At 54.2% G+C, this 16156-nt stretch carries 17 protein-coding genes; 6 read left to right on the top strand and 11 right to left on the bottom strand.

From position 1 onward, the window contains the following. Window positions 1–168 precede the first annotated feature (168 nt). From nrdD to JRI95_00825, 5 genes are all read left to right on the top strand, one after another. Window positions 169–2352, top strand: a complete 2184-nt coding sequence (gene nrdD, locus JRI95_00845) for an anaerobic ribonucleoside-triphosphate reductase (GenBank protein MBW2060089.1) — start codon at window positions 169–171, stop codon at window positions 2350–2352. Window positions 2353–2382: 30 nt separating this feature from the next. Next, window positions 2383–2649 (top strand): hypothetical protein, encoded by a 267-nt coding sequence (locus JRI95_00840; protein ID MBW2060088.1) that lies wholly within the window; start codon window positions 2383–2385, stop codon window positions 2647–2649. Between the two features lie 14 nt (window positions 2650–2663). Further along, window positions 2664–3371, top strand: coding sequence for an anaerobic ribonucleoside-triphosphate reductase activating protein (locus JRI95_00835; protein MBW2060087.1), 708 nt, complete (start codon window positions 2664–2666; stop codon window positions 3369–3371). A gap of 365 nt (window positions 3372–3736) precedes the next feature. Next, window positions 3737–3883: a hypothetical protein gene (locus JRI95_00830; protein ID MBW2060086.1), complete on the top strand. Its 147-nt coding sequence runs from the start codon at window positions 3737–3739 to the stop codon at window positions 3881–3883. 80 nt (window positions 3884–3963) lie between these two features. Then, window positions 3964–4110: a hypothetical protein gene (locus tag JRI95_00825; protein MBW2060085.1), complete on the top strand. Its 147-nt coding sequence runs from the start codon at window positions 3964–3966 to the stop codon at window positions 4108–4110. 123 nt (window positions 4111–4233) lie between these two features. On the opposite strand, the gene ilvC is transcribed toward JRI95_00825, so the two are convergent. From ilvC to JRI95_00805, 4 genes are read right to left on the bottom strand one after another with little or no spacing between them, the layout of a single operon-like run. After that, the gene (ilvC, locus tag JRI95_00820) at window positions 4234–5226 is read right to left on the bottom strand and encodes a ketol-acid reductoisomerase (GenBank protein ID MBW2060084.1); all 993 of its coding nucleotides are present in this window, start codon (window positions 5224–5226) and stop codon (window positions 4234–4236) included. A gap of 30 nt (window positions 5227–5256) precedes the next feature. Beyond that, on the bottom strand, window positions 5257–5748 hold the full coding sequence (ilvN, locus tag JRI95_00815) for an acetolactate synthase small subunit (GenBank protein ID MBW2060083.1): 492 nt from the start codon (window positions 5746–5748) through the stop codon (window positions 5257–5259). Window positions 5749–5750: 2 nt separating this feature from the next. Further along, window positions 5751–7451: a biosynthetic-type acetolactate synthase large subunit gene (gene ilvB, locus JRI95_00810; protein MBW2060082.1), complete on the bottom strand. Its 1701-nt coding sequence runs from the start codon at window positions 7449–7451 to the stop codon at window positions 5751–5753. A 6-nt stretch (window positions 7452–7457) separates the two neighbouring features. Further along, entirely contained in the window at window positions 7458–7682 is a 225-nt protein-coding gene (locus JRI95_00805) for a DUF465 domain-containing protein (GenBank protein ID MBW2060081.1), read from the bottom strand. Between the two features lie 336 nt (window positions 7683–8018). On the opposite strand from JRI95_00805, the gene JRI95_00800 reads away from it, so the two are divergent. Continuing rightward, on the top strand, window positions 8019–8255 hold the full coding sequence (locus JRI95_00800; protein MBW2060080.1) for a hypothetical protein: 237 nt from the start codon (window positions 8019–8021) through the stop codon (window positions 8253–8255). Between the two features lie 176 nt (window positions 8256–8431). Here the strand turns inward: JRI95_00800 and lpdA are convergent, their stop codons facing one another. The 7 genes from lpdA to JRI95_00765 form a co-directional block, all read right to left on the bottom strand. After that, window positions 8432–9889, bottom strand: a complete 1458-nt coding sequence (lpdA, locus tag JRI95_00795; protein MBW2060079.1) for a dihydrolipoyl dehydrogenase — start codon at window positions 9887–9889, stop codon at window positions 8432–8434. Between the two features lie 72 nt (window positions 9890–9961). Next, the gene (locus JRI95_00790; GenBank protein MBW2060078.1) at window positions 9962–10486 is read right to left on the bottom strand and encodes an ACT domain-containing protein; all 525 of its coding nucleotides are present in this window, start codon (window positions 10484–10486) and stop codon (window positions 9962–9964) included. A gap of 27 nt (window positions 10487–10513) precedes the next feature. Then, window positions 10514–11971, bottom strand: coding sequence for an aminomethyl-transferring glycine dehydrogenase subunit GcvPB (gene gcvPB / locus JRI95_00785; GenBank protein ID MBW2060077.1), 1458 nt, complete (start codon window positions 11969–11971; stop codon window positions 10514–10516). After that, complete coding sequence (gene gcvPA / locus JRI95_00780; protein ID MBW2060076.1) at window positions 11968–13299, bottom strand: aminomethyl-transferring glycine dehydrogenase subunit GcvPA; 1332 nt, start codon at window positions 13297–13299, stop codon at window positions 11968–11970. Before gcvPA ends, gcvPB begins: the two co-directional genes overlap by 4 nt. Next, a complete protein-coding gene (gcvH, locus tag JRI95_00775; protein MBW2060075.1) occupies window positions 13300–13704 on the bottom strand; it encodes a glycine cleavage system protein GcvH in 405 nt (134 codons plus the stop codon). It lies immediately after the preceding gene. Window positions 13705–13714: 10 nt separating this feature from the next. Beyond that, window positions 13715–14995, bottom strand: a complete 1281-nt coding sequence (locus JRI95_00770) for an aminomethyl transferase family protein (protein ID MBW2060074.1) — start codon at window positions 14993–14995, stop codon at window positions 13715–13717. A gap of 26 nt (window positions 14996–15021) precedes the next feature. After that, complete coding sequence (locus JRI95_00765; GenBank protein MBW2060073.1) at window positions 15022–16140, bottom strand: ATP-NAD kinase family protein; 1119 nt, start codon at window positions 16138–16140, stop codon at window positions 15022–15024. Between the last annotated feature and the right edge of the window lie 16 nt (window positions 16141–16156).

The raw sequence follows: 16156 nt of genomic DNA, 5'->3' as shown, positions 1-16156 counted from the left end.
TCACTAGAAGAGACCGCGGCTGTCCATGGAAATAATAGGAATAAAAAGATTAAAAAAAGTGCTTGACAGGCCATTTAACACTATATATAGTATTTCTTGCTAATAGAAACACAATATAAGCAAATAAAAAGGAGGGGGAATTCCCTTCCGGAGGTTGAGGTTTTTTAAATGGCCAGTCTCCAAGAAACGGATTACGGTCCGGTCGGAGTTCAGTTTGAGGATGCAACAGACATCGCTGTGTTTGTAAGATCCTCTGATGATGATTTTAAGGGGTGGAATCGTCAGCGCATCGTGGACGCCCTTCTCAAGGAGACCATGATTGACCACGACACGGCCGATCTGGTGGGCCGCGAGGTGGAGGAGATCATCCGCAAGGTCAAGATCAAATTTGTTTCTGCGCCTCTGATAAGGGAACTGGTCAACGCCAAGTTGATTGAACTGGGACTGGAGGATGAACGACGCATGCACACCCGGCTGGGGATGCCTATCCATGACGTCAAACAGCTTATCATGCAGCAGAACAAGGAAAACGCCAACATGCCTCACGGTCCGGAGGCGACCAACCTGACCCTGGCCGAAAACATCAAGAAGGAGTTCGCCTTCCTCAATGTCTTTGACCGGGAGGTGAGTGACGCTCACCTGGCTGGTGATATTCACTTGCACGACCTTGGCTTCATTGACCGGCCATACTGTTCAGGTCAATCACTGGAGTATATTAAGAAATTTGGTCTATCCCTGCCCAACGCCCTTTCCCTGGCCAAGCCAGCCCGGCATGCCGAGGTTCTTTTGGCTCATATGGTCAAGTTTGCCGCGGCCTTGCAGTCTAATTTTGCCGGGGCCATCGGGTGGGACGCGGTCAATCTCTTTTTCGCCCCCTATCTGCTTGAACTCAATGACCGCCAGGTGAAGCAGCTGGCCCAGATGCTCATCTTCGAATTTTCTCAGCAGGCTGTGGCCCGCGGCGGCCAGGCCATCTTTTCTGACATCAACCTCTACTGGGAGGTCCCGGATCATTTCGTTGATGTCCCGGCCATCGGCCCGGGGGGAGAATATGTTGAGAACGAAGACCCGGCTACCAGGGAAGAAAAACAGTATTTGACCTATGGCGATTTTGAAAAGGAGGCGCAGCGATTTATTTGGGCCCTCTTTGAGACCTATCTTGAAGGGGATGGGGCGGGACGCCCGTTCTTTTTCCCCAAGCCTTTGGTTCATATTACGGAGAAATTTTTCAAGACCCCGGGTCATGAGGAATTTCTGAACTTGATCTGCCAGGTCGCCTCGGAAAAAGGCAATACATACTTTGTCTTTGATCGAGGCAACACTGCTAAGATCTCCGAATGCTGCCGGTTGTCCTTCAAACTAGAGCAGAGCGACCTTGAAGACGCCAAGATCCCCTGGCGCATGCGTTATTCCGCCATACAGAATGTGACCATCAACCTGCCTCGCTTGGCCTTTCGGGCCGACCGGGACGATACCAAGCTGATGGCCCTTCTCCGCGAGCAGATAGAGCTAGCCGTGAAGGCGCACCTGCAGAAGAAGGCCTTTATCGAGAAGCTTCTGGCGGCGGGAGAAAAAAGTCCCCTTTCTCTGCTGTGTATGAACCATGACGGCGAACAATACCTCAGGATGCATCGAGCCAGCTATCTCATTGGTATGATCGGCCTCAACGAGATGATCCAGTACCACATCGGCACCCAGCTCCACGAGTCGGATGAGGCCATTCGGTTCGGGCTGAACGTCATTGCCAACATGAAGATCCTGGCGGACAAGTATCGTGAGAAATACGGGGTGCACTTTGTGCTGGAACAGACCCCGGCCGAAAGTACGGCCTACCGTTTCGCCAAGCTGGACCTGGAACGTTTTCCCGAACAGACCAGGGAGGTCATCAAAGGCGATCTTGAAAAAAACGAGGTCTACTACACGAACTCAACCTTGTTCAACATCGGGGCCGAGATGAATCCTATCGAGCGGATCAAGCTGGAAGGCCTCTTTCATCCCCTCATTGAAGCTGGCGCCATCACGCACATCTTTCTGGGCGAAGCGCAACCTTCTCCTGAGTCCCTGGCCAACTTCGTTACCAAGACCTTTCGCTGGACCAAGAACGATCAGGTGGCCTTTTCGCCGGAGTTTACAAGCTGCCGGAGCTGCTATCGCACGGCGCGGGGACTGCTTGATGAATGTCCTTACTGCGGATCAACCGACCTGGAAGGCATTACCCGGATTACCGGTTACTTTACCAAGCTCTCATCCTGGAATAAAGGCAAGTTAGGGGAACTCAGAGATCGTTACCGAAACCAGGCGGTGTTTGGTAAACCGCAGCCCGCCCGGGCGACCGAGTCTGCTACCGGGTAAAGTTGAGCGTCATCTGAGAGGAGGAGGACGGTGACTCTGTTCACAAAAGAGAATTGCGGGAAGTGCGAGAACATCAAGCGCGCCTTTGACCTGAACAAGCTGGGCATCAACATCGAGGTCATCAAAGCGGACGACCCTGAAGTGCTGGCTAATCTGGCCTGGTATGAACTGGTGGAATTAGTGGAAAAGGGGGCGCTGCCTATTCTGGTCCTGGACGACAGTACGCATGTCAAGTACGAGCTGCCTGTGCGCCGTTTTCTGGAACGGCACATTGCCGCCATGAATGAGCAATCTTAAGAAGAGGTTGATCTGTGGCTAGTCAATTTAGCATAAAAATCAAAGGATTCCTGGAGTCCTCCTTTCTGGACTGGCCGGGTCAGGTGTCTTCGGTTATTTTTCTGGCAGGCTGCAACTTTCGCTGTCCCTTCTGCCACAATTACGGCCTGGTCCTCAACCCGGACGAGTACCCCACTTTAGATTGGGATGTAATAAAAGCCCGGCTCAAGGTATTCCATAATTGGATTGACGGAGTGGTCATTTCGGGCGGGGAGCCGACCATAAGCCCCGGCCTGCCAGACTTCATTCAGGACATCAGGGCCGCGGGGTTTAAAGTCAAGCTGGATACCAACGGCAGCCGGCCCGAGGTTCTGGCCGACCTTTTGGACCGGGGCCTGCTCGATCATGTGGCCATGGACGTCAAGGCCCCTCTGAACGAGCTTGCCTATGCCCGAGCCGCGGGCCGACCAGGATTTCTAAACAAGGTCAAGGATAGCCTGGCCCTCCTCAAATCGTCAGGCCTTCCTTATATCCTCAGAACGACGGTTGTGCCCGGGCTTCATACGGAAAGCGACATCCTGACCCTGGCTAAAGAGTTGAGCGGGGTTCCGGATTGGCGGTTACAGCTCTTCAAACCGGAAAACGCTCTAGACTGCTCCTACCGCAGGCTGGAGCCTATGAACCATGATTTTTTCGACCACCTTGATCAGAAGGCTCACCAGATATTAAGACAATCTGCTTGAGAAAATAATTCTGGTATAAACTCCTTCCCTCTGGAAGAGGCCGGCGCCAGCTAAACACTCCTTACGGCCCCAGTCCAATCGTTCAGGTCCCAATAAAAATTAGCCTGCCCTTGACGCCGGTCTTCCGGGGTCTTATATTAACTATCAAAATGAAACCTGATAGCTTAGGGGAATAAGGAGAGATCATGATCGAGGTAAGCACAAAGGCAAATGAGAAGGTCAGAGAACACCTGGAGGCGAATAAAACCAGCTCGCCCATTCGCGTCTTTCTTGACCAGGGCGGGTGAGGCGGTCCGTCTCTGGCATTAGCTCTGGATGAGCCGAAAGACACGGACGAGACAAAGGAATATAACGGGGTCACTTACATGATAGATAAAGAGCTGCTTAACATGATTGAAAAGGTCAGCATTGATTTTATTGACCAGGGTATCCGCGCCGGGTTTTCAGTCATCCCGGGGAAACCCTTGCTCGGCGACGGCTGTTCTTCCTGCGGCACGACCTGTTCCTATTGACGCCCCTTAAAAATGAGTATAAAAAAGACTCGGATGATTTGCCGGGTCTTTTTATATTTATACCTTTAGCAAAGGAAAGCATGACTGAGAGCTGTTCGGTATACCGGGATACCCAGATTCTATTAGCCCTGCGGCGTCGTCTGGCAGAGGAAGACTTGAGCGAGGAGGGGCGGCAGCGGCTGGAGGCGGAGATATCCCGGCTGGAAAAACAGTTAAAAATCTCTTAACATCAAAAAAATGCCAGCCTCTGCGACCGCTAGGCCTGCCCTATCCTGTATTATCGGTTTTTTTAAGGGGAATTTCTGATAAAGAAATTCCCCTTGTCTGTATTTGTCCGCTTCCGGCTTGTTTTATTTTGCGTCCAGCCAGGACATCATCTTCCGCAGCTTTTCCCCGACGGTATTGATAGGATGCTCCGCCTCCCGCCGCCGGGCGGTCTTGAAGACCGGCTGGCCGCATTTGTTCTCCATGATCCACTCCCGGGCGAACTCACCGGACTGGACCTCATTCAGAATTTTTTTCATCTCGCGGCGGGTTTCTTGAGTGATGATTCTTTTGCCACGGGTGTAGTCGCCGTATTCGGCCGTGTTGCTGACGGAGTAACGCATGTAGCTGATGCCGCCTTGATAAAAGAGATCAACGATGAGTTTTAGTTCGTGCAGGCATTCGAAGTAGGCGATTTCCGGCTGATAGCCGGCCTCAACCAGGGTGTCGAAACCGGCCTTGACCAGCTCGCTCACGCCGCCGCACAGCACGGTCTGCTCGCCGAAAAGGTCGGTCTCGGTTTCCTCTTTGAAAGTCGTGACGATGGTCCCGGCCCGCGTGGCGCCGATGCCTTTGGCATAAGCCAGAGCGGTCTCAAGGGCTTTGCCTGAGGCGTCCTGATGGATGGCCACCAGGGCGGGAACCCCGGCTCCTTGTTCGTATTCCGACCTGAGGAGATGTCCGGGACCCTTGGGCGCGATCATGACGACATCCACGAACAGGGGCGGGACGATTTGATGGTAGTGGATGTTGAACCCGTGTGAGAAGAGCAGCGTTTTTCCTTCGGCCAGGTTTTCTTTGATGTCATTTTCATATATGGCGGCCTGCGCGTCGTCCGGGGCCAGGATCTGGATGATATCCCCCTGCTCCGAGGCCTCACCGGCTGAGACCGGTTCAAAGCCAAAACTTTTGGCCAGTTCATAGTTCTCCGTACCCGGAAGCTCGGCCACGATAACATCCACCCCGCTGTCACGCAGGTTCAGGGCCTGAGCATGGCCCTGGCTCCCAAAGCCGATGATGCATATTTTCTTTTTCTCTAAGACCTTCAGGTCAGCATCCTTCTCGTAGTAAATTTCCATGTCAAACTCCTTGCGTTTATTAGGTGAACGTTACTTCTTGCTTCGGGCGATGGCGATCTTCCCTGTCTTCACGATTTCCTCGATGCCCAGCGGGGTAAACAGATCGAGAACGGCCTGAATCTTGCTCTCCGAACCGGTGACTTCAACCGTATAAAAGTGCGGTGAGGCATCAACGACCTTGCAGCGGAAGATGTCCACGATACGAAGGACCTCGGCCCTGGATGCGGCTTCGGCCCGCACCTTGATGAGCAGCATTTCACGCTCGACAAACTCGGTCTCGGTCAGGTCAACAACCTTAATGACGTTGATCAGCTTGCGCAGCTGCTTGATGATCTGTTCAATGATGGGTGGAGACCCGGTCGTCACGAGGGTGATTCGGGAAATCGTCGGGTCCAGAGTCTCTCCCACGGACAGGCTTTCGATGTTAAAGCCCCGTCCGGAAAATAGACCGGTCACCCGGGAAAGGACTCCGGGCTCGTTGTCAACCAGAACTGAAATGGTTCGTCTCTCGTTTTGCATCATCTTTAAGCTAAAAGCATATTTGTTATAGGAGCGCCGGCCGGAACCATGGGGTAAACACATTCCTCCTGTTCCACGCGGAAGTCAATAAGCACCGGACGCTTGATCCTGAGGGCCTCCTCAAGGACCGGGGTCACTTCGCTCGGTTTCTCGGCTCTCAACCCTACCGCGCCATAGGCCTCAGACAGCTTCACAAAATCCGGCGCGCCGGTGAGTGAGGTGGCAAAGTAGCGTTTGTTGTAAAAAATTTCCTGAAACTGGCGCACCATGCCCAGGTACTGATTATTGAGGATGGCCACCTTCACCGGAAGCTTGTTCTCCACCGCGGTGGCCAGCTCCTGGATATTCATCTGGATGCTGCCATCCCCCGCGATATCAATGACCAGCTTCTTTGGATGGGCAATCTGAGCTCCCAGGGCGGCAGGCAGACCGAATCCCATGCAGCCCAGTCCGCCTGAGGTGATAAAGGTTCTAGGCTTGGTGAAGTGGTAGTACTGCGCGGCCCACATCTGGTTCTGGCCCACCTCGGTGGTGATAATGGCGTTTCCTTTGGTCAGGCGGTAGATTTCTTCAACCACGTACTGAGGCTTTATCGGGCCGTCTTTGGCCTGGTCATATTTAAGGGAATAAGTCTCGCGCCAGGCCTTGATCTGCCGGAGCCAGGCCCGGTGATCGCTGGCGCCTCCCCTGACCCGATCCTTGAACTCTTTGGCGGTCAGATTCAGCAACTTGACCAGAGCGTTGCGGCAGTCGCCCACGATGGGAACATGGATGTCAACATTTTTTTTGATGCTCGTGGGATCAATATCAATGTGGATCAGCTTGGCGTCAGGGCAGAACTCGTCAAGCTTGCCCGTGACTCGATCGTCAAACCGCGCCCCGATGGCAATGAGCAAGTCGCAGGCCGCCACAGCCATATTGGCCTGATATGTCCCGTGCATGCCCAGCATTCCCAGCCACAACTCGTGGGTCCCCGGGAACCCTCCCAGGCCCATCAGGGTCGTGGTCACCGGAAACCGCATCTTTTCGGCCAGCGTTTTTAACTCCCGGTGCGCCCCGGAGCTGATGACGCCGCCGCCAGCGAGAATAACCGGCTTCTTGGCTTGAAGCATCAGTTCAAAGGCCTTGCGGATTTGTTTAGGGTGGGCCTCGTAAGTGGGTTTATAGCTCCGCATCTTCACCTTACGAGGATACCGAAACTCTGCCTTCCTGGCAATGACATCCTTGGGCAGGTCCACCAGAATCGGGCCGGGCCGGCCAAAAGAGGCGAGGTGAAAGGCCTCCTTGATAATGGCGGCCAGCTTCTCAGTCTCTTTGACCAGGTAGTTGTGCTTGGTGCAGGACCGGGTGATGCCGACGATATCCACTTCCTGAAAGGCGTCGTTGCCTATAACACCGGTCGGCACCTGGCCGGTAAGGACTACCAGGGGGACAGAATCCATATAGGCGCTGGCAATGCCAGTGACAGTGTTGGTCGCGCCCGGGCCGGAGGTGACCAGGACCACACCCACCTTGCCCGAGGCTCGAGCGTAACTGTCCGCCGCATGAACCGCCGCCTGCTCATGCCGGACCAGGACATGCCGGATTTTGGTGCTGGGCAGCTTGTCATAAATGTCGGTTATGACTCCACCGGGATAGCCGAAAATAACTTCCACACCCTCCCGCATCAAAGACTCAAGGAGGATCTCTGCGCCACTCGATTCCATTTTTACTCAACTCTTTCGGTAGCGGGCCAGGATGGCTTCGATTCGATCTCGGCCAGCCAGTTTCAATTTTTGCAGCCTCTTTTTTTCCAAACCTTCTTCCGTGGTCAAATAAGGCCGCTTACTAAGTTCGTCCACTCGATCACCCAGTTCCTGGTGTTGAGCCAGCAGCTTTTTCAGCTCCGGCTCCTTATCGAGCAGGCTGGCGATGAGTTCTTCATCTCTTTTTTCCATGCACCTTCCTCGCCCTTGGAATTTCACTTAGTTTATCAAATTGTATTTACTGTTTTTTTCAGTCACTGTCAATGATCTTGAGTTGTAGTGTCAGGGTGCGAAGCTCTCTGACACAAAATCTGGTTATTATTGTCAGAGAGACCCGCTTCGCGGGCCACCCTGACCTACAAGGCTTGAGCTTGCCTCTTCAGTCCTTCAGTCCTCTTGATGAAAATGCCTCCCTCTTTTTGACTATATCCCGCGAGAGATAAGGATGGTTTGTTTCAAATTAAAAGGTAGTATATAATGAGATTTAATGGAGAAAAAGGCAAGGCCCTTATGAGGGAGCCAAGGAAAGTGGAACTGAAAAGCCCAAAAGATAAAGAATTACAGGCCCGGGACTGGAGGCGCAAGTTCTCCGCTGCCGAGCCGCGGTTAAGCGAGGCCAAAGCTGAGTACGAGGAGCTTGGCTTTGAAGTCCTGATCGAACCGGTGGACTGCAACCCTGATAATCCGGAATGCACAGCCTGCCTGGCTGAAAACCCCGGCCAGGTCAAGGTCATCTATACCCGCCCCAAAGAAGACCTCCCATAATCATACAGCTCGCACGATGCTATCTTCCTGTCTATTTATCGTCTATTCATTCTTCGTGTCTTAGAGCGGCTGGCAAAAGAACATTCCGATTGAGCCTTATTAAGGGGGAAGCGAAGGAGTGAAGTGACAAAGCAATCCCTGGCCTTTTCAATCGGAACGTAATTTTAACGAGAGCTTTAGGTCTTTTGCTTCCGGGCGGGTGCATGGAGGGGGGCGTCGAGGGCGGCATGGGCCGCCTCCATGACAGCCTCAGACAGGCTGGGGTGGACGTGAATGGTTGAGGCCAGGTCTTCTGTTGTGGCCCCAAGCTTCATGGCCAGGGTAGCTTCAGCGATGAGGTCCGTGGCATGGGGGCCGATGATGTGGACACCCAGGATCTTCCCGGTCTTGGCTTCAGAGATAATCTTGACCTGACCGGTGATTTCGCCCATGGCCTGAGGTCTGCCCAGGCCGCGGAAAAGAAAAGAATCGGAGCGAAAGTTCAGGCCGCGTTCTTGAGCCTGGATTTCGGTCAGACCGACGTCAGCCATTTCCGGGGAAGTAAAGATACCGGTCGGAACCGCGTCGTAATTCATGACCTTTTGTGCGCCCATGCAGTTTTCCACCGCTGTCAAGGCCTCGGCTGAGGCGACGTGCGCGAGCATGATCTTTTCCGGGCCCAGGATATCCCCGACTGCATATACGTCCGGGATGTTGGTCTCCATTTTTTCATTGGCCACGATCCAGTCCCGGGGGTGCAGCTCCAGGCCCAGTTCCTCCAGGCCCATATTTTTGGTGTTCAATTCCCGGCCAATGGAGACGAGGACCCTGTCGGCCTCAAGAACAATCTCTTTTTTGTCTTTTTCTTTTACTTCCTTAAGAAAAGGGGAAGGCCCTAAGGTGAGCCTGACCTTATGCCCTGGCGCATCCTCAGACCCTATCACCGTCTTGTTTAGAAAGAGCTTGATTTTCTTTTTTTTCATCTCCCGCGCCAGGATTCTGCTGCTATCCGGGTCCACCGACGGCAGCCCCACCACTCTGTCAAGGGCCTCGACAATGGTGACCCTAGTGCCCAGAGCATTGAAGATGAAACCGAACTCGGCCCCGACCACTCCTCCGCCAATGATCACCATTTCCTCCGGAATGTCGTCAAGCAGCAAGGCCTCGTTTGAGGAAATAATCTTCTGCCCGTCAACAGGAAAATCCGGGTAGTTCAAAGGATTAGAGCCGGTGGCCAGGATGAGTTTATCCCCGGTGATCTCGATGGACCGGCCCTCCTTAGTTTGGACCCGGACGCGTCCCGGATCCATAACATAGCCGGTGCCTTCAATAAACCTGATCCTGTAGCTGTCAATAATCTTGCGGATGCCGGTGACCAGCGTATCCACGACCTTCTGCTTGCGGTTCATAATGGCCTGGATGTCCGGCCGAACCTCTCCTTCGAGCACTACCCCGAATTCATGGAGACGGTGAGTCGTTTCCAGGGCTTCGGCCGTGGCCTTAAGGGTCTTGGTCGGGATGCAGCCCCGGTTCAGGCAGGTGCCTCCCAGGTTGTTGTTCTCTATCAGGGTAACCTGGGCCCCAAGCTGCGCCGCCCGGATAGCGCCGATGTATCCGCCAGGGCCTGATCCCAGGATTGTCACTTTGATGGGCATTGATGGGTTGTCTTCAATCCTCTTCCATAAGGAAAGATCGTATCTCCAAATGATTTGGCCGGGCTGAAGACCTCATGTTTTAAAACTCAGATCAAGGTTCATCTCCGCGGCCAGGCCTGTCAGCTCCTCCTTAATGGCGGCCATGAATTCTTCAGCCGGGACGCCTGCTTCCAGAATCAGATTGAACAGGGGCGATCCCGAGAGCGGGGCCCTGGTGACCCTTGTGTTCAAGGATTGAATATTGATGTTATGTTCGTGCAGAATATGAACTACTTTTTGCATGATACCCGGGTGATCCATGGCCTTTAGTTCAAGCTTCAAAGGCAGTTCTGCCAGCGCGGGAAGGTCTTCCGGGTCTTTGGCCTCATGGATTGAAACTTCAAACCCCAGATTCTCAAGCTGGCCCAATTCCGCCTTGATCGTCTCCAGCTGCCTCTTGGTGCATGAGATGAGCGTCATGATGGAAAAGCATCCGCCCATGATCGCCATGCGGCTGTCCTCAATGTTTGCCTGGCGCGCGAAAAGGAAGGTGGAAACCTCATCCACGATTCCCGGCCGGTCCGGTCCCAATAAAAACAAAATCGCAAATTCTTTCATTCTTGCTTTCCCCTCTTCTTAAACCCCTCAACCTGTAAGACACGGCTGCCTGGCGGCTTTGGTTTCATCCAGCCTGCCTCTTATGCATTTATGAGGCGCTTCATGCAGAAGAGGCGCCTTCTCTTCCGCCTCGCTCACAATGGCCTTGCAGGCTTCAATAAAAAGGTCCAGGTCCTCTTTGGATTCTGTTTCCGTGGGCTCGATCATAATCGCGCCGTTCACCACCAGCGGAAAGTAGACCGTGGGCGGGTGAAAGCCATAGTCCATCAGGCGTTTGACCATGTCCAGGGTCGAAACCTTGAAGGCCCTTTGGAACTGATCCGTAAAGACGCATTCATGCATACAGGGGCGATCAAAAGGCAGGTGGAACACCCCCTTCAGGCTTTCCTTGACATAGTTGGCGTTCAAGACGGCGAGCTGGCTGGCTTTTTTAAGGTTGTCAGGACCCAGGCTCCTGATATAGCTGTAGGCCTTGATCATGACGCCGAAATTGCCATAAAAGGCGTGCATCCTGCCGATGGTATCCGGGAAGTCTTCGGAGAGGCGAAAGCTTCCGTTTTCCTGGACCGGTCGAGGCACGGGGAGGAAGGGCTCGAGCTGTTTGTTGACGCATAACGGCCCGGAACCGGGCCCGCCTCCACCATGAGGCGTTGAAAAGGTCTTGTGGAGATTCAGATGGAGGAGGTCCACCCCCATAGCGCCCATGTCCACGATTCCCATGACCGCGTTCAGGTTCGCGCCGTCACAGTATACCAGCCCGCCTCTTAAATGGACGATTTCGGCGATCTGTTTGATGTTCTCTTCAAAAAGGCCGAGGGTATTGGGATTGGTGACCATGATTCCGGCCGTATCCTCGTTCATGACGGAAGCGATCGTTTCCGGGGTCAGGATTCCCTGTTCGTTGGACTTAACGGGCACGGCGCGAAAGCCGCACAGGGCCGCGCTGGCAGGGTTGGTGCCATGGGCCGTATCCGGGATGATGATTTTCGACCGACCCTGGCCGTTTTTTTCATGAAAAGCATGAATAATGAGCATGCCGGTCAGCTCCCCCTGTGCCCCGGCCGCAGGCTGCAGGGTTACGGCGTTCATACCGGTTATCTCCGCCAGGAGACGTTCGAGTTCAAACATCAGCCGCATCGCCCCCTGGGAGCATCGGCCTGGAAGCAGCGGATGCGCAGTGGCAAAGCCGGTTAAACGCGCCATCTTTTCATTGATTTTGGGGTTGTATTTCATGGTGCATGAACCAAGGGGGTACATGCCGGTGTCCACGCAGAAGTTCCACTGGGAGAGCCGGGTATAATGACGGACCACATCCACCTCGCTCAGGCCGGGCAGGTCGGGAACCTGGCCGATGAGCGCTTCGTCCAGAGAGGCAGGCTCGACATCGCGCCGGGGAAAAGAAAACCCGCATCTTCCCGCTCTTCCTTTTTCCCAGAGTAACGGCTCGTTAATCAGCAGACCCGTGGTTCCTGGAAGTTCTTTCATGACGCCACCTCCCCTACCAGAGCGTCCATGTCCGTCTTGCTCTTGGTTTCGGTAACGCACAACAGGTAGTGACCCTTAAGCTCCGGAAAGTAAGGCGCCAGGGACAGGCCGGGCACAATTTTTTTCCGAAGCAGGCCATCATGCGCGGCTTCAAAGTTATCCGGGTATTTCACCACGAACTCGTTGAAGGTCGGGCTTTCAAAGCTGATAACGCATCCGGCCTTTTTCAATTCACGCTTGAGATACTCGGCCTTGTCATGGTTCAATTCAGCCAGCTCCCGCAGACCGGCCCCTCCGGCCGAAGCCAGGTAGATAGCCGCCGTGAGGGCGCAGAGGCTGCTGTTGGTGCAGATGTTGGAGGTCGCTTTTTCGCGGCGGATGTGCTGCTCCCGGGTAGCCAGGGTGAGGACAAACCCCTGTCTGCCTTCGGCATCCGACGTCCGACCCACCAGCCGGCCGGGCATGTTGCGCACGTATTTCATTTTAGTGGTGAATATCCCCAGCCCCGGGCCGCCGTAGGACTCAGGGATGCCGAAACTTTGTCCCTCTCCGCACGCAATATCCGCCCCCTGGCATCCTGGATTTTTCAAAAGCCCGTAAGCCATTGGTTCGGTAAAGCAGGTAATGAAAAGAGCGCCTCCTTGGTGCGCCAGTTCCCCCGCGGTCTGAAGATTCTCGATGCATCCGAAAAAATTGGGGGATTGGAGCGCGACCGCTGCCAGATTTTCGGCTCCCTCCAGTTTCGAAAGGTCGGTTAAACCGTTTTCCAGATAAGGAAGTTCCAATACGCTGTGACCGACTGGCTTGAGGTAGGTTTGAACGACTTCCCGATACAGGGGATGAACCAGGCTTGAAAGAGCGACCTTTTTCCGTCCGGTTATTCGAACAGCCATTAGTATCGCCTCGGCCAGGGCGGAGGCGCCGTCATACAGGGAGGCATTGGCCACCTCCAGGCCCAGCAAACGGGCTACCAGCGTCTGATACTCGTAAATCGCCTGAAGCGTGCCCTGACTCATTTCCGGCTGGTACGGGGTGTACGGCGTCACGAACTCGGAACGGCCCGCGAGATGGGTCACCGACGCCGGGATAAAATGCTCGTAGCTCCCGGCCCCGATAAAAACCTTGTACTCCGGCCGCACGGCCATCAGGCCGGAGGACTCCATCATCAGGTCCTGTAATTCCCATTCGGTCAGGGGCTGAGGCAGGCTGAGATCACTGGGACGGCGGCAATCCTCCGGGATCATCGCAAAAAGATCCTCCAGGCCGCTCAGACCCACTAAATCAAGCATGGAGGCGATATCTTCATCAGTGTGAGGCAGAAACCGCATTTACTCCATCTCCTTTAATATGTCCAGATAATCTTCCCTGGTCAGGAGATACTCCCATTCTCCCGGTTCGCTCGGCGCAGCCTCGATCATCCAGCCTTCCTCATAAGGATGTTCGTTCACGTTTTCCGGAACATCCTCCAAGGCGCTATTGACAGCCAGAACCTCACCGCTGAGAGGCATATACAGCTCAGTGACAGTCTTCGTTGACTCCACAGTCCCGAACTCTTCCCCTTGATGAAACGTATCGCCCACCTCGGGCAGCTCCACAAAGACAATGTCACCCAGCTGGTCCTGGGCATAATCGCTGATGCCAACCCGGACCTTGTCGCCTGTATGTCTGACCCATTCATGTTCCTCGGTATAGCGCACGTCATCTGGCAAATCTAATTCGTCAATTTCTTTCATAACCTGCTCCCTATCCTGGTAACATTTCGCTGATAGGTTTGTTGGCGGTGCGATTCGGGCGAATATCATCCACGATTTCAACCGTTATCTCCCGCCGCCTATCTTTGAGCTTGACCATTTGACCATAATCCAGCCGGGTTTTGACCCTCACAAACCCGCAACTTAAACCCCGCAATACGGCGTCGCCCGGAAGGTCGGGAGAGGCAACGCTGTATATCCGGCCCCTGATCCTTCCGATGGCCGTGTCCGTAACGCATGTCATGACCAGACCTAACTCATCGTCTTCCAAATCCAGCACCAGGGCCGGGTCATGAACCGAAACCTTACGGGGATCGTACCCCGCAAAGGCATAGGTGTACTCCGCCTTAACGGCTCTTTTAAGAGCCGTGTCACCAATGAAACGCTTGGTGAAATCCGTGAAGTCGGCGTTATAAGGCAAGGCAAACGTCCACGGATTATTGACAAACAGCCAGGGGCCGATATCCTGATGGGAAAGAGGAAGCATGGCCCCGGCTCTGAGTGAATCCCGGGCCGCCAGGCCGCAAGGTCTCATTTCAAACGGTTCTCCGGCTTTGATGATCATTTCCCAACAAGGCGCCAAATGTTCAAATTCGATAAAGATTTCAAACCCGAATTCTCCGGTATACCCGGTGCGGGAAAGCAGGATCGGGGTGCCGTCGGTTAAAAGAACCATCTCAGCGGAAGGGGAAACCTTATCATAATGGCCTTTGTATTTAAAGTAGGCCATATCTTCAAGCACTTTTTGAGGCTCCTTTAGAATCCTGACTAAGACTTTGCCAGCCATGGGGCCCTGGACGTCTAATTTACCCAGTTGACCGGTCAGGTCGGTTATCCGGACGTCACCCCCCTCCAGATGGTCCGATAAATGCCGGGCGATCTTCCCGCCCATGCCAGCATTAACGACGATCATAAAGGTTTGGGGGTTCAGGGGGTATACGATGGCGTCGTCAATCACTTCTCCGGCCTGGTTCAAAAACACACCATAGGCACAGCTTCTTGCGGCTGAGGGACTTTCATCTTTATTGACATAACGGCTCAGGTCCCTGGTGAAGCATCGCTGCAGCAGTTCAAAGGCGTCGGGTCCGGCGGCCGTGACCGCGGCCATATGGCTGGTGTCGAAGAGGCCCGCGCTGAAGAGGACGGCCAGGTGTTCATTTTTAGCGCCCGCAGGGTACCAGAGGGGCATGTCATAGCCGCCAAAGTTCCCCATGCTGGCCCCTCTGGAGATGTGCCAGTCATAGAGGAGCGTTTTTTGGGTATCTTTTTGCATTGTCGCTCCAGGCGCGCCGTGCGGCTTCAGTATCCCACCCTGTACATGACATAATCTTTGAACCCGGTGGTCACTCTCATGTAGCTGCTGAGCTGTTTGTTCAGCTCCTCATCGCCGGTGTCCACCAGCAGCGGCCGACCTGATAGAGAGATCAGTTTTTCTTTTGTGGCGATAATCACAATATTCTTTTTCCCCACTTGCTGAATCACACGCGGGCTGATCTGCTGGTTGCCACGCCCGAACAGATAGCCCTGGCCGCCAATGACCGTCACGATAATCTTGGCCTGGTGATCTTTTACGATATCCAGCAGTTGATTTTCAGAAACATCGCTCGCCACCAGCGCACGCCTGCGGACAACGTCAACTCCAAGCAGCGTATTCTTAAGCCCTAAACGTTCCATGACGGCCCTGGTGGTGGTGCCCGGTCCGATGATATAGTAGCTGTCATCCTCCTTCATGCCAGCGATAACATCCGCCGCTATTCCCTGCAGGGTCTCCTCCCCGGACAGAGCGCCTCTGGATTTTGCGTGCTGAATATACCGGCTCTCTTCAGGCACGCGCAGGTATCCATAGAGCCTGGCTGAAACGACGCCCTCCCGGAAGGCTTGCTCATCAATATCCATGACCTCTGCCTCCCGCAGTTTTTTCAGTCTGCCTTGCAGGAACATGGCCGCCACTTCCCCGGCGTTCCGGGGTGTTACGGCGTAGACTGCGGAATGAATCTTCACACCGGCAGGTATGCCAAGCACGGGAACCTTATCCCCGATAGCGTCATAGATATTCCGAGCCGTCCCGTCCCCGCCGGCAAAAAGGATGAGGCTCACACCGGCGCAAGCCATTTCCCGGGCCGCGGTTTGCGTGTCTTCAGGGGTGGTGCCTCCACTGATGATGGACCCGATCACCTCTGGTTCAAAGCCAGCCGCGAGACATTCTTCCTCACCCATTTCAGCAGGGTATGTGATGACCTGGGTCTGGTTTTTTTGTTTTAAGATTAATTTGAGCGCTTCGACCGTGCGCCGGGGAGACTCCGGCCGCGCTCCCATCTGCCTGGCCTTGTTTATAATGTCAAGGCTGTCGCTTCCTTTGAGTCCGACGCGGCCGCCCAGGCCAGCAATCGGATTGACGATGACGCCCAATTTTTTCATAAGCTTTTAAAGGAGA

It is taken from the genome of Deltaproteobacteria bacterium (assembly GCA_019308995.1).
Classification (GTDB): Bacteria; Desulfobacterota; Desulfarculia; order Adiutricales; family JAFDHD01; genus JAFDHD01.
This window is presented reverse-complemented; position numbering and strand designations above follow the sequence as displayed.

Bases quoted from the DNA above. Each gene is read 5' to 3' on its own strand.
- JRI95_00825 (MBW2060085.1), top strand. From the start codon at position 3,964: ATGACTGAGAGCTGTTCGGTATACCGGGATACCCAGATTCTATTAGCC.
- gcvPA (MBW2060076.1), bottom strand. From the start codon at position 13,299: ATGCGGTTTCTGCCTCACACTGATGAAGATATCGCCTCCATGCTTGAT.
- JRI95_00805 (MBW2060081.1), bottom strand. From the start codon at position 7,682: ATGGAAAAAAGAGATGAAGAACTCATCGCCAGCCTGCTCGATAAGGAG.
- ilvC (MBW2060084.1), bottom strand. From the start codon at position 5,226: ATGGAAATTTACTACGAGAAGGATGCTGACCTGAAGGTCTTAGAGAAA.
- gcvPB (MBW2060077.1), bottom strand. From the start codon at position 11,971: ATGAAAGAACTTCCAGGAACCACGGGTCTGCTGATTAACGAGCCGTTA.
- ilvB (MBW2060082.1), bottom strand. From the start codon at position 7,451: ATGGAATCGAGTGGCGCAGAGATCCTCCTTGAGTCTTTGATGCGGGAG.
- JRI95_00790 (MBW2060078.1), bottom strand. From the start codon at position 10,486: ATGAAAGAATTTGCGATTTTGTTTTTATTGGGACCGGACCGGCCGGGA.
- JRI95_00770 (MBW2060074.1), bottom strand. From the start codon at position 14,995: ATGCAAAAAGATACCCAAAAAACGCTCCTCTATGACTGGCACATCTCC.
- lpdA (MBW2060079.1), bottom strand. From the start codon at position 9,889: ATGCCCATCAAAGTGACAATCCTGGGATCAGGCCCTGGCGGATACATC.
- JRI95_00830 (MBW2060086.1), top strand. From the start codon at position 3,737: ATGATAGATAAAGAGCTGCTTAACATGATTGAAAAGGTCAGCATTGAT.
- gcvH (MBW2060075.1), bottom strand. From the start codon at position 13,704: ATGAAAGAAATTGACGAATTAGATTTGCCAGATGACGTGCGCTATACC.
- JRI95_00765 (MBW2060073.1), bottom strand. From the start codon at position 16,140: ATGAAAAAATTGGGCGTCATCGTCAATCCGATTGCTGGCCTGGGCGGC.
- ilvN (MBW2060083.1), bottom strand. From the start codon at position 5,748: ATGATGCAAAACGAGAGACGAACCATTTCAGTTCTGGTTGACAACGAG.
- nrdD (MBW2060089.1), top strand. From the start codon at position 169: ATGGCCAGTCTCCAAGAAACGGATTACGGTCCGGTCGGAGTTCAGTTT.